Here is a 13,816-nt window from a genome sequence, read left to right as displayed (position 1 = left end):
AATGGGCCTTGCCCCTGCTTATAAAATAAAACGTTTTCGACATCACTGACATGTTCCAGCTTCATCATATTGTCCATGCACTTCCCATGATAAGCAATGGTCACGGAGGGCACTACATCATAGACTGAGTTTACAAGAACTCAGGTGAAGGGATGGTTATACGATATGAATTTGTCTGATATAGCTAAGGCACGTCATACATTGAACTTCAATGGAACATGGCAGTTTCGATTGGATCTGGAGCCCGATGAGCATATTGCACAAAAGATACTACTGCCTTCACAGTGTGAAAATACATCATGGGAGACCATTCAGATTCCCGGTTCATGGGAAGAGCAAGGATACGGAGAAGAGCCTGAATACGAAAGGCTCGATACCTGGACCAAAATACGTGAGTATGAAGGCTCGGCCTGGTATGCTCAAGATGTTCATATTCCTTCAGATGACCCTGGCTGCCAGTATGTATTTCGACTGGAAGGGGTTCGCTGGACAACGAATCTCTGGATGAATGGGCATTATGCCGGGCAGCAGGATAGTCTGGTGAATCAACAAAAGTGGAATGTCACCTCTCTGGTGAAGCAGGGAGAAGTGAATCGGGTGGAGATGCGCGTGGATAATACGATGAAACTTCCGCTGGCCGGAAGCCATATACATTCATTGCATACAGCTACAGCCTGGGGTGGAATTACCGGTGGGGTTTATCTGGACTGTCTGCCTCCATGTCGACTAGAGACGTTACGCATTCAACCCGATGCTGAACATGGGACCATTCTGGTGGGCTGTACTGTAAGCGCTCCCGCAAGTAAAGCGGATAGAGCTGTTCAATTACATGTGGATATCCAGCATCCTGATGGCACGTGGCTTGATCGATATAGTTCTCATGTGAAGCTGGAAGCTCGACCGCCAACTGATCCAAGCTCAGTAGGTTCAACTGAGTGCCAAGCTGTAATTGATCATTGGCGATTGGAACTTGGGGCAGAGAAGTCTGTCGCCAGATGGTCGGATGAATCTCCCAAAATGTATAGAGCCGTGGTCCGTCTGTTTGATGGTGAACGGGAACTGGATCAGGTAGAGCAAACATTTGGTGTACGTTCTCTGGTTGCAGATGGTAAGCAGCTCAAATTGAATGGAACGCCTGTCTATTTACGCGGCTATGTGGATTGCTGCATCTTTCCACTCACAGGTTATCCCGTCTGGGACAAGGCACATTACATTCGCCAGTTTCGAGTCGCCAGATCGTATGGCTTCAATCATGTCCGGCTGCATGGGTGGAGCGCGCCGGAGCCTTTCTGGGATGCGGCTGATGAAGAGGGCATGCTGGTGCAGGCAGAGCTGCCCCATTGGTCTCGATTCTTTGAAAAGTCAGATCAGTCAGCGCCGGCTGAAGTGTTGACCTATCTGACACAGGAACTGGATGGGTTGCTCCTGTCATTGCACAGACATCCTTCATTTGTCATGTTCTCCATGGGGAATGAACTTATCGGTGCGAATGGCCATCCGGAACTTAATGCATGGGTCTCCAGGGCAAAAGAGATGGACCCAACCCGTTTATATACGGACAATACAGGTTTTGGACAGCTTCCAGCGCAAGGGCGGGAAGGGGATTATTATATTCAGTCGTTGAACTGGCATCCCCCGCTGGAGTCTGCGTATTCTGCTGTACCGGATACAACACTGGACTATCATGCCGTTACCAGACTTGCAGAGCATCCCGTAATTGGACATGAACATGCACAGTACACCATGTATGTGCGGCCTCAGGAAAGAGCCAAATATACGGGCGTTCTGCGTCCCTCCTGGTTGCTACCCATTGAGGAATCGCTTACTCGCAAAGGAATGATGGCAGATCTGGAACATTTTCAACAAGCCAGCGGTACACATCTGGTACGATCCTTAAAAGAAGCCATGGAGCGGATCAGACGAACACCGGATGCTGCGGGCGTGCAATTGCTGGATATCCGTGATTTTCCGGGTCAGGGACATGCTACGACGGGTATTCTGGATGTATTCTGGGACGACAAAGGCATTACAACACCTGAAGAATTCATGCAATTCAACTCCGATGTGGTCGTGTTGCTAAGCTGCAAGGAGCGTACATTTTACGCTGGAGAATCCATTGATGTGGATGTTCGCATATCTCACTATGGTAAAGTTCCACTTGAAAATGTATCCATACATTGGAAGTTGATTAGCGATGAAGTGGTACATACCGAAGGGGAATGGAGAACCGGAGATATTCAATGTGGGTCCGTCATTTCAATGGGAAGCATTGTTGCTACTGCGCCTCGTGAGGGGGCGGCAGCGTTTCGGATTGAAGCAGAGCTGCGGTCAGGTGATTCGGACATTCATGCAACCAATGTATGGCATGGCTGGTCGTTTCCTTTGTATCAGTCCCATCCGGGTTCGAATCGGATCTGGAATACAGTTGTAGAGTTGCAGCCATTCCTAGGTGAAGCGCATAATGATCGCGTAGATCACATCGATGGATTCCGGTTGTTGAAACATGGAAAGATCGACTTGGTTATCGCTCAGTCCTTAACACCCAATGTTGTTGATTATGTAGTCAACGGTGGAACTGTTTGGCTACAGCCAATCGCAGAAGGGCTATATGATTCAGTGGAGACCAAATATTTGCCTGTATTCTGGAATTACCTTATGTTCGCTACACAGCCTGGTGCAACGATGGGCATGTATTTGAGAGATCAGGTACCACTGCTGGGCTCTTTCCCTCATGATGGAGCTTCCGACTGGCATTGGTATCATCTTGTAAATGGTACACCAGCGATATGTTTGGATACTTTGCCAGGAGTGGAGCCGCTGATCGAGGTGGTGGACCACTTCCATCGGGCCAAACGACTTGCTTATGCATTTGAGGCAACTATAGGGAAGGGCAAGATTCTGGTGTCCTCACTTCCTTTTACTAACCTGTCGTTAATGAAGCGTCCGGAAGCCTCCTATTTATTTCAGGAAATACTTGCGTATCTGCATGGAGATCACTTTCAGCCGGAAAGCTCCATATCGGTTGCACAATTGCTCGGGATCGCCAAACTGCAGACCATTCAATTTACATTGTAGACACGGGGACCTTCAAGGGTCCCTTTTGCGTGCCTTAATGTTGAAGTAAACGATTACTATAAAACGTTTTCGAATATTACATATAAAACTTAATTTTACCTTTATATTGCTTTTAATGCATTTGAAAGTAGAATTTATCACTGATTTTAACGAAATAATGTCTGATTATATATGCCTATATCTAATTTTTATATGATTTTCTCTAAAATCCAGATGGTATTTTGAAAACGCTCTATCGAGTATGATTATTCTATAAAACAGAGGAGGGGGAACGGAGATGGAAACGCTAACAAAAAAATCCGCTTCCGCGAACAGAAGCAGTGACCCCAAACCGCCTTTAAAGAATCGGCGGAACGGAATTTGGGACAGAATGAAACAGCAGAAATATCTCTATCTCATGTCATTGCCATTCGTAGCTTGGGTTTTCGTATTTAACTATCTGCCACTATGGGGATGGACGATGGCTTTCCAAAATTATAAACCTGCCAGATCGTTTGGTGATCAAGAGTGGGTTGGTTTTAAACACTTTGTAGAGCTGTTCAGTGATGAACGTTTCTATCTGGTACTTCGGAATACGCTTGCAATGAGCTTGATGGGACTAGTTGTCGGTTTTATCGTACCGATCTTCTTCGCTATTCTCCTGAATGAAATGAGAGGTATGTTCTTCAAACGTGCCGTGCAGACAGTATCCTATCTGCCTCACTTTGTATCCTGGGTCGTTGTAGCCGGGATCATTACCAAAATGCTCTCCACCGATGGAGGGATTATCAATGACATTTTGGTAGGCCTGAACATTATTGACCAGCCGATCCAATTCATGGCCAAGGGGAACTTGTTCTGGTACATTGTAACCGCTTCAGATATGTGGAAAGAAACCGGTTGGAATGCCATCATCTATCTTGCGGCAATTACCGGTATTGACCAAGAGTTGTATGAAGCTTCCCGTGTAGATGGAGCGAACCGCTGGAGACAAATGTGGCACATCACGCTGCCTGGCATTCGGACCACGATTTCCGTACTTTTCATCATGTCGATTGGACATCTTATCAGTATCGGTTTCGAGAAGCAGTTCTTGCTCGGCAACAGTCTGGTCACAGACTACTCGGAAGTCCTTGATCTATACGCGCTCAATTATGGTTTGAATATGGGACGATTCTCATATGGTACAGCCATAGGTATATTCAACTCCGTTGTCAGTATCATCCTTCTGTTTACTGCGAACGGCTTGTTCAAAAAATTCACCAAAGAAAGCATCATGTAGGGAGGGGACGACATTATGGCGAACAAAGCATTCAATGCTACTCGGGGCGATAAACTGTTCGATATATTCAACATCCTCGCGATGACCATGGTGCTGATCGTAACACTATATCCATTCCTTAACGTACTAGCCATCTCACTCAATAACTCGACAGATACAGTACGTGGCGGGATTTACTTGTGGCCTCGCGAATTCACATTACAGAACTACAAAACGATCTTCCAATATGATGGATTGTTACAAGGTTTGCAGATCTCCATCCTGCGTACACTTGTAGGTACTGTGCTCGGATTGATCAGTTCCTCCATGATCGCTTTTACACTGAGCAGACCTGACTTTGGACTTCGTAAGTTTGTTTCTACAACACTTGCACTCACGATGTATTTCTCCGGTGGTCTAATTCCGGTATACATCCTGATGCGTGACCTGAACCTGATCGGTACATTCTGGGTATATGTATTGCCAGGCATGATCAGTGCATTTAACGTCTTCATTATCCGTTCATTCATTGATGGTCTGCCGTATGCATTGCAGGAATCCGCGAAGCTGGACGGTGCGAATGACTTTACGATCTATTACAGAATCATCCTTCCACTGTGTAAACCGGTACTTGCAACCATCGCATTGTTCCTGGCTGTAGGTCAATGGAATGCATGGTTCGATACGTACCTGTATAATGGTTCGAAGGCACATCTGACCACGCTCCAATATGAGCTGATGAAAGTACTGCAAAGTACGCAGCAAGGCTCAGGTGCTGGACGGAATGCCAATGACATGGCACAACAGATGACACAGATTTCACCTGAATCAATCAAGATGGCGATTACGATCGTTGTAACGGTTCCAATCCTGATTGTATATCCGTTCCTACAGAAGTACTTTGTTGGCGGTATGACATTGGGCGCAGTAAAAGCATAAGCAAGCTTGTATAGGCTGCCACATAGAGTGGCCGTACATCTACAAATGAAGCATCAGGATACCCGAAGCGCAGCCATTTGGTCTGCGCTTCACCGTATAGGGCTGCGGTGTGGTATTCATGAAGCTATAGACAGGGACAAAAAAGTCCCGGACAAAACAGACATATGAAACAGGGAGGATTACCATTATGGCAAGTTCCAAAATGAAGATTGCACTGGCACCAGTGCTTGCAATGTCTTTACTCGCAGGTTGTGGTGGAGGAAGCGGCGGTGATACGTCGTTCAAGGATACCAGCGCAGAGACAACTCCACTTACTTTCGATTTCTTCAGTGTTGATCCCAGTCCGAACTGGAATGGCATGAAGGATGAAGTGGGTAAAGTCCTTACAGAAAAAACAGGGGTAACGCTTAACGGTGAATTTGCCGTTAGTGGTGGTCAGGATAAGATCTCCTTAATGGCAGCGAGCGGAGACTATCCGGATATCGTGTCACCCAAAGGAGAACTTAGCAAACTGGTGGATGCCGGAGCAATGCTTGATCTGACAGATCTGATCGACCAATATGCTCCCAATCTCAAGAAGCTGTATGGTAATTACATGGACCGGTTGAAATACAGTAATGAGGATCAGGCTATTTATGTGCTGCCGACGTATTATGCGGTAGACCAGAAATACTTTGATGCAGGTGGTGGATTTGGAATTCAGCACCGTGTACTGAAAGAACTCGGATATCCGGAAGTGCGTACACTTCAGGATTACGAGAATGTTTTGAAGGCGTACAAAGAGAAACACCCTACGATTGATGGTCAGCCAACCATCCCGTTAACACTGGATGCGGATGATTGGAGAATCATGATTACCGTAACGAACCCGGCATTCCAGGCAACGGGTGCACCGGATGATGGTGAATATTACATCGATCCAGAAACGTACGAAGCAATGCTGCATTACAAACGTCCTGAGGAAAAAGAGTACTTCCGCTGGTTGAACCATATGTATAACACTGGATTGCTGGATCAGGACAGCTTCATCCAGAAAACAGACCAATACAAATCCAAAATTGCAAGTGGGCGTGTTCTTGGTGTTATTGACCAGGATTGGGGATATTCCGATGCAGAGAATGCTTTGAAATCCGCGGGCAAGTCTGAAGCGACGTATTCACACTTCCCGGTTACCCTCTCCGAGGATATCAAGGATCAAACCTTCCAAGACCCTGGTTTTGTATCCGGTTGGGGTGTAGGGATTACAACGACCAATCCGGATCCGGTTCGTACGATCAAATTCTTCGATTATCTGGCTTCTGAAGAAGGGCAAGTATTGATGAACTGGGGAATTGAAGGTAAACAGTATGAAGTGAAGGACGGCAAACGTGTCATTCCTGCCGACATTCAGGACCAAAAAACGAATAATGCAGCTGTGTTCCAGAAAGAGACGGGTATAGGACTGTACACCAATATCTCTGGGCACTATGGAGATGGTGTGAAGGATTCAACGGACAATTACTACACTACGAATTTCCCTGAACAGATCGTGGCGGCATATTCCGATGCTGAGAAAGAAACACTTAAAGCTTACGGAGCTACAACTTGGAAAGATATGTTCCCTAGTGAAGACGAGTTCCCAATCAAACCATGGGGAGCAGCATACAATCTGCCAACACCAGGGGACTCCAACTACAACGTCATCTTTAAGAAAACCCAGGATATCATCCGGAAACGTATTCCGGAAGCCATTTTGAGTACTCCTGAGCAGTTCGATGCCATCTATGATGGCATGATTACAGAAGTGAACCAAGCAGGAGCAGAGGACATGGAAAAACAATATACAGAACTCGTTCAAAACCGTGTTCAGTTGTGGAGCGGTGAAGAGGCTAAATAAACAATAAGCAAGACAGATTTAAAAAGAGAAAGAACCCGTATTATATGGGTTCTTTTTTTATCTAAAACGTTTTCTAAAAAACGTTTTCAATTTTATAAATTCACTATTGACAAGGACTTTAAGAGGCATTATTATTCAATTATGAAAGCACTTACATTTGCTTGTGCATCATGTGATATGTAGCCTGATTGCAGGGTGAAAATTCCCTAAGGGGAAGGAAGTAAGGTAGTGTAGGGCAGTTTTTCATTTTTCAGAAAACGCTTCTAATGTTATAAGAACAAGAAAATTACATTCGTTTCATCTGGTCACGGTATGTGCAGGTCAGCCTGTTATACAAATATACAGCTTCATTATATCCATAAGGGGGATTACACATGAAGGGCAAAACACCAAAAACATTCGCAATGCTTCTGTTAGCCAGTGCTCTTGCAATTACAGCAGGATGCAGCAGCAATGGAGGAGGAAGTAACGCTTCAGAAAAGCCGGTTGATTCCGGAGACACAACCAGTCCAGTAACCTTTACATTCTTTGGTGCAGATGCAAGTCCGAACTGGAACAACATGAAGGATGCTGTCGGTCAAGAGATTACCAAGGCAACGGGAGTTACAATTGAGGCTGAGTATGATGTGAATAATGGTGGAGATCAAAAGATTCCTTTGATGGCTGCGAGTGGTGATTACCCTGATATTATCTATCCTAAAGGCAACTTGTCGAAGCTTGTGGATGCAGGCGCGATGCTGGACCTGACCGATCTGATTGAGGAGCATGCTCCCAATTTGAAAAAAATCTATGGTGATCAGATGAACCGTCTGAAATATAGCTTGGAGGATCAAGCGATCTATACGATTCCGACCAATATGGGTGTAGATAACGTTGCATTTGACGCTACGGGCGGATTCGAGATTCAACAAAGAGTATTAAAAGAGCTTGGCTACCCTGAAGTGAAAACGCTTGAGGATTATGAAAACGTACTGAGAACGTATTATGAAAAACATCCAACGATTGATGGTCAACCGACTATTCCGTTGACATTAAACGCAGATGACTGGAAGATCATGATCACGGTAACGAACCCTGCATTCCAAGCTACGGGTGGACCGGATGATGGTGAGTATTATATCAATCCTGAGACCTATGAAGCCGTTCTCCACTACAAACGTCCTGAGGAAAAGGAATATTTCCGTTGGTTGAACAAAATGTACAATGAAGGTCTGCTGGACAAAGACACATTTGTTCAAAAAGATGACCAATATAAATCCAAAATTGCCAGTGGCCGCGTACTTGGTCTGATCGACCAGGAATGGAACTATGGTGAGGCGGAAAATGCTTTGAAATCGTCCAACGGTGGCGATAAAACATATGCTCACTTCTCCGTGTCCCTGAACAAGGACATTGTGGACCATACATTCCAGCCGACAGGTTTTGACGGTTACGGCATTGGAATTACAACTTCAGCCAAAGATCCGGTGCGCATTATCAAATTCATGGATTGGCTTGCATCTGATGAAGGTCAAGTCCTGAGAAACTGGGGCGTTGAAGGCAAGCACTACCAAGTAGAGAATGGCAAACGCGTTATCCCGGCAGAAGTACAAGATCGCAAAACCAATGATAACTCTGCCTTCACGAAAGAGTCTGGCGTGGGTATGTACAATATATTCAGTGCGAGATACGGAGATGGCGTGAAAGATGCTACGGATAACTATTACACAACCAACTTCCCTGAGCAGATTCAGGCTGGATACACTGCAGCAGAGAAAGAGACATTGAAAGCTTATGGTATTACAACTTGGAAAGATTTCTACCCTTCCGAAGATGATCTGAAATTGAAAGATTGGGGCGCAGCATATAACATGCCTGTACCTTCTGACACAGATTACAACGTAACGTTCCAAAAAACACAGGATATCGTACGCAAACGTATTCCAGAGGCGATCCTTGCCAAACCTGAAAACTTCGACAGCGTATACGATGGTCTCTTGGCTGAACTGGATAAAGCAGGTGCAGTGGAGATGGAAAAACAATATACGGTATGGATTAAAAATCGGGTATCCCTCTGGACTGGTAAAGACGTGAAATAAGGTTGAAAACCAAGCATTAAAGTGAAGGATTTTCATAGCGAAAAAAGCCCTTGAGAAAGGGCTTTTTTTATTGTTGACGTAAGCGGATGGATAGCCTATAATCTATCATGTAAGCACTTTCAGTAAGCGTTTTACAGTATGTTTCGAAAACGTTTTATGTGTGTTATAAGAACATTGTTGTAAAATAGTTGCTGCTGACAATTATCTTTGAAAATCAGGCTTTTACAGCATAAGTCGTAAGCGCATTCAAAAAAAGTGGTATCCTCAGGCATAAAGCCTGTTATACAGATAAAACCTTCATAAATAATAGGGGGAACTAGACAATGAGAGGCAAGATGAAAGGTAATACACCCAAGACGTTTGCAATGTTGATGCTCGCAAGTGCAATGCTGGTCACAGCTGGATGCGGGAATTCGGGAACAAAAGAAACTACGGAGTCCAGTGGAACTGAACCAATTACAGTGACGTTCTTCGGTGCAGATCCAAGCCCGACCTGGAACAAGATGCAAGATGCAGTCGGTAAAGAGATTACTAAACAAACAGGCGTTACGATTGAAGCTGAGTATGATGTGAACAACGGTGGCGATCAGAAGATTGCACTTATGGCGGCCAGCGGTGATTACCCTGACCTCATCTTCCCTAAAGGTAACTTGTCTAAGCTTGTGGATGCAGGTGCAATGCTGGATTTGACCGATCTGATTGAAGAGCATGCTCCGAACCTGAAAAAAATCTATGGCGACCAGATGAACCGTCTGAAATATAACACGGAAGATCAGTCGATATATACGATCCCAACAAACATGGGTGTAGATAATGTTGTATTTGATGCAGGTGGCGGATTCGAAATTCAACAAAGAGTATTGAAAGAGCTTGGATACCCTGAAGTGAAGACACTTGAGGATTATGAGAATGTACTAAAAGCTTATTATGAAAAACATCCAACCATTGATGGTCAACCAACCATTCCGTTGACATTGAATGCAGATGACTGGAAGATCATGATCACGGTAACGAACCCGGCCTTCCAGGCAACAGGTGCCCCTGATGATGGTGAATACTACATTAACCCTGAAACGTATGAAGCGATGCTTCACTACAAGCGTCCAGAAGAGAAAGAGTACTTCCGTTGGTTGAACAAAATGTATAATGAAGGACTGTTGGACAAGGATACATTTGTTCAAAAGGATGATCAATATAAGTCCAAAATTGCCAGTGGCCGTGTACTCGGTCTGATCGATCAAGAGTGGAACTATCAAGAAGCTGAAAATGCACTCAAATCAGCAGGCAAGGACGATGCCACATATGCTCACTTCTCCGTGTCTTTGAACAAGGATATTGTAGATCATACGTTCCAACCAACCGGATTTGACGGTTACGGCATCGGGATCACAACTTCGGCCAAAGATCCGGTACGTATCATCAAATTCTTGGATTGGCTTGCTTCTGATGAAGGACAAGTGTTGAGAAACTGGGGTATTGAAGGTCAACACTATAACGTCGAAAATGGCAAACGTGTGATTCCTGACGAGATTCAGGATCGCAAAACCAATGACAACTCGAATTTCAGCAAAGAAACAGGTATCGGGATGTATAGTGCCTTTAGTGCAAGATACGGCGATGGTGTGAAAGATTCTACGGATAACTATTATACAACGAACTTCCCTGAGCAGATTCAAGCGGGTTATACTGCAGCCGAGAAGGAAACGTTGAAAGCCTACGGTATTACAACATGGAAAGATTTCTATCCTTCCGAAGATGATCTGAAGCTCAAGGAATGGGGAGCAGCATACAACATGTCTGTACCTTCAGGTACAGATTATGAAGTAACGTTCCGAAAAACACAGGATATCGTTCGTAAACGTATTCCGGAGGCTGTTCTGACTTCACCAGCAAACTTTGACGCAACCTATGATGCTTTCCTGGATGAATTGGACAAAGCAGGTGCAGTGGAGATGGAGAAACAATATACCGTTTGGGTGAAAGACCGTGTCTCCCTTTGGACAGGAAAAGATATAAAATAACATGCATTGTCCTCAACCCATGCTGAAACAAAAAAAGGCCCCTTTAAAAGGGCCTTTTTTTATGTGGATGAGGTGTGATGATTTACATTGACGCAAATTTGGAAATCACATATAATCTCCTTAATGTAAGCACTTACCGAAAACGTTTTATGACATAAATACTTCGATAGCTAATTGAGGAAAAGGAGTTAATGATGTCCCTACACAATAACCTAACTAAAATCAACCGTTTATGGTATCGACAACCGGCAAAACGCTGGGAAGAAGCACTACCCATCGGAAATGGCCGTCTTGGAGGCATGGTGTATGGCGGCGCAGCGGATGAACGAATTCAGCTCAATGAAGATACATTATGGTCAGGATTTCCGCGGGATACGATTCAATACAGCAGTCAGCGGTATTTGAAGCAGACGCGTGAGTTAATCATGTCTGGACAGTATGGTGAAGCTGAGGATTTGTTGAACCGAGAGATGCTCGGCCGTGACGTGGAGGCTTACCAGCCAATGGGGCATTTTCTGTTACACCATGAGGGTCTGGACGATCTTTCGTATGAAGCATTTGAGCGTGAACTTGATCTGGAGTCGGGTATTGCTACCACGACGTATTCACGGGAAGGAATTCGTTATGTACGTGAAGTGTATTCCAGTGCTTCGGATAATCTGATGGTTTGCACATGGACTACGGATCGAAAGGCTGCTTTGAATGCCAGCGTTACGCTAGACAGTCCCCACCCTTATTGCGTTGAGACCTCAGGAGATGCACTCACGATGTTTAGCCGTTGCCCGAGTCACGTGGAATCCAATTATTTTAGAGATCACCCGGAATCCGTCCTGTATGAAGAAGATCGGGGAACCGCATATGCAGTACGTGTAGCAGTTACGGCAACAGGGGAGCACGCAAAGGTCTCCAACCTGGAAGGCAAGTTGCACATTCAGGGTGCTGATCAGGTTGTTTTCTATCTGGCAGCGGCTACGTCCTTTGAAAGTTACGATGTGTTGCCTGTGAAGGATAACCGGTTGCTCGAAAAGGAATGCGTGGATATGATCTCCAAAGCGATCACACATGGTGCGGAAGTGCTTCGGGAAAGACATGTACAAGATCATCGCGCATTGTTTAACAGAGTCTCTATTGATTTAGGTGCATCGGTTAACGCAGAATTGCCTACGGATGAGCGGCTACAGGCCTATCAGGCAGGGGAACAAGACCCCGGGTTAGAAGCACTTTATTTCCAATATGGAAGATATCTGTTAATGGCTAGTTCGCGGCCGGGCAGCCAGCCTGCCAATCTGCAGGGAATCTGGAACCATCAGGTAGAACCGCCGTGGCATAGTGACTATACCATCAACATCAACACGGAGATGAATTACTGGCCGGCAGAAGCCTGCAATCTGAGTGAATGTCATGAGCCGCTGTTTGATATGTTGACCGATCTCAGTGATACAGGACGCAGAACGGCGCGTATTCTGTATGGAGCCCGTGGATGGGCTGCTCATCATAATGTAGATATCTGGAGAACCTCTACGCCGACAGGTGGAGATGCAAGCTGGGCTTTTTGGCCGATGGGCGGTGTGTGGCTTACCTCGCATCTATGGGAGCACTATCAATTTACCGGTAATCAACGTTTTCTTGAGGAACGTGCCTACCCCATCATGAAGGAAGCGGCGTTGTTCTGTCTCGACTGGCTGGTGGAAGGACCTGAGGGATATCTGGTTACAATTCCATCCACTTCACCAGAGAACAAGTTTCTGACAGAAGCTGGAGAGGCACGCAGTATATCCATGGCTTCAACGATGGATATGACTTTGATTCGTGAATTGTTTAGCCGTTGTATTGAAGCCTCGAAGCAGCTAAATATAGATGAATCGTTGGCAAGCGAGTGGAGTGAGGCGCTGGACAAACTCTATCCATTCCGTATCGGAAGTGAAGGACAATTGCTGGAGTGGTTTAAGGATTTTGCCGAATCCGAGCCAGGGCATCGTCACGTCTCTCACCTGTATGGACTGTATCCCGGGGAGCAGATCAATCGAGTGCATTCACCAGAACTGGTGGAAGCAGCACGAATATCGCTGGAACGTCGTATCTCACAAGGTGGTGGGCATACAGGATGGAGCTGTGCATGGTTGATCAATCTGTATGCACGACTGCTGGATAGCAGCCATGCACATCAGTTTGTGCGCACGTTACTGGCCCGATCCACACATCCGAATCTGTTCGATGACCATCCACCATTCCAGATCGATGGTAACTTTGGAGGTACGGCTGGAATCGCCGAGATGTTATTACAGAGCCACTTGAACGAGTTACATTTGCTACCGGCACTGCCTGAACTCTGGACTCAAGGTCGTGTTGAAGGGCTTCGTGCTAGAGGTGGTTATACGGTAGCAATTACGTGGACGGACAACAAGCTTGCGTCAGCGGTTATCAAAGCAGATCGAAGTGATTCACTAACCCTTCGCAGTACTTATCCGCTACGTGTGGAAGGAAATGAACAAGCGAAGGCAGAGCTTACGCCCCAGGGCGATTATGTAACTATTTTAACAATGACCGCAGGACAGACGATCCGCGTGTCATCATGAGACGGAGGAGC

7 protein-coding genes are annotated in these 13,816 nt (G+C 45.6%); all 7 read left to right on the top strand.

What is annotated here, in order from left to right; all coding sequences use genetic code 11:
• Positions 1-165 precede the first annotated feature (165 nt).
• The 7 genes from MKY85_RS25635 to MKY85_RS25605 all read left to right on the top strand — a co-directional run bounded on the left by MKY85_RS25635 (position 166) and on the right by MKY85_RS25605 (position 13,805).
• Positions 166-3,075, top strand: coding sequence for a sugar-binding domain-containing protein (locus MKY85_RS25635; protein WP_342571082.1), 2,910 nt, complete (start codon positions 166-168; stop codon positions 3,073-3,075).
• Between the two features lie 277 nt (positions 3,076-3,352).
• Entirely contained in the window at positions 3,353-4,336 is a 984-nt protein-coding gene (locus MKY85_RS25630) for a sugar ABC transporter permease (RefSeq protein WP_339257451.1), read from the top strand.
• A 15-nt stretch (positions 4,337-4,351) separates the two neighbouring features.
• Positions 4,352-5,254: a carbohydrate ABC transporter permease gene (locus tag MKY85_RS25625; protein WP_278298248.1), complete on the top strand. Its 903-nt coding sequence runs from the start codon at positions 4,352-4,354 to the stop codon at positions 5,252-5,254.
• A gap of 187 nt (positions 5,255-5,441) precedes the next feature.
• A complete protein-coding gene (locus MKY85_RS25620) occupies positions 5,442-7,130 on the top strand; it encodes an ABC transporter substrate-binding protein (protein WP_339237809.1) in 1,689 nt (562 codons plus the stop codon).
• Positions 7,131-7,504: 374 nt separating this feature from the next.
• Positions 7,505-9,208 (top strand): ABC transporter substrate-binding protein, encoded by a 1,704-nt coding sequence (locus tag MKY85_RS25615; RefSeq protein WP_339237807.1) that lies wholly within the window; start codon positions 7,505-7,507, stop codon positions 9,206-9,208.
• Positions 9,209-9,543: 335 nt separating this feature from the next.
• Positions 9,544-11,229: an ABC transporter substrate-binding protein gene (locus MKY85_RS25610; protein ID WP_339243209.1), complete on the top strand. Its 1,686-nt coding sequence runs from the start codon at positions 9,544-9,546 to the stop codon at positions 11,227-11,229.
• A 191-nt stretch (positions 11,230-11,420) separates the two neighbouring features.
• Positions 11,421-13,805, top strand: a complete 2,385-nt coding sequence (locus MKY85_RS25605; RefSeq protein WP_342571081.1) for a glycoside hydrolase family 95 protein — start codon at positions 11,421-11,423, stop codon at positions 13,803-13,805.
• Positions 13,806-13,816: the final 11 nt, after the last annotated feature.

It is taken from the genome of Paenibacillus sp. FSL R5-0749, from assembly GCF_038595085.1.
Classification (GTDB): Bacteria; Bacillota; Bacilli; order Paenibacillales; family Paenibacillaceae; genus Paenibacillus.
Note: the sequence above shows the minus strand (reverse complement) of the source record. Positions and strands in the feature narration are given on the sequence as shown.

What these genes read in the sequence shown, in the direction of transcription:
- MKY85_RS25605 (WP_342571081.1), top strand. Translation starts at nt 11,421, where the DNA reads ATGATGTCCCTACACAATAACCTAACTAAAATCAACCGTTTATGGTAT.
- MKY85_RS25630 (WP_339257451.1), top strand. Translation starts at nt 3,353, where the DNA reads ATGGAAACGCTAACAAAAAAATCCGCTTCCGCGAACAGAAGCAGTGAC.
- MKY85_RS25615 (WP_339237807.1), top strand. Translation starts at nt 7,505, where the DNA reads ATGAAGGGCAAAACACCAAAAACATTCGCAATGCTTCTGTTAGCCAGT.
- MKY85_RS25625 (WP_278298248.1), top strand. Translation starts at nt 4,352, where the DNA reads ATGGCGAACAAAGCATTCAATGCTACTCGGGGCGATAAACTGTTCGAT.
- MKY85_RS25610 (WP_339243209.1), top strand. Translation starts at nt 9,544, where the DNA reads ATGAAAGGTAATACACCCAAGACGTTTGCAATGTTGATGCTCGCAAGT.
- MKY85_RS25635 (WP_342571082.1), top strand. Translation starts at nt 166, where the DNA reads ATGAATTTGTCTGATATAGCTAAGGCACGTCATACATTGAACTTCAAT.
- MKY85_RS25620 (WP_339237809.1), top strand. Translation starts at nt 5,442, where the DNA reads ATGGCAAGTTCCAAAATGAAGATTGCACTGGCACCAGTGCTTGCAATG.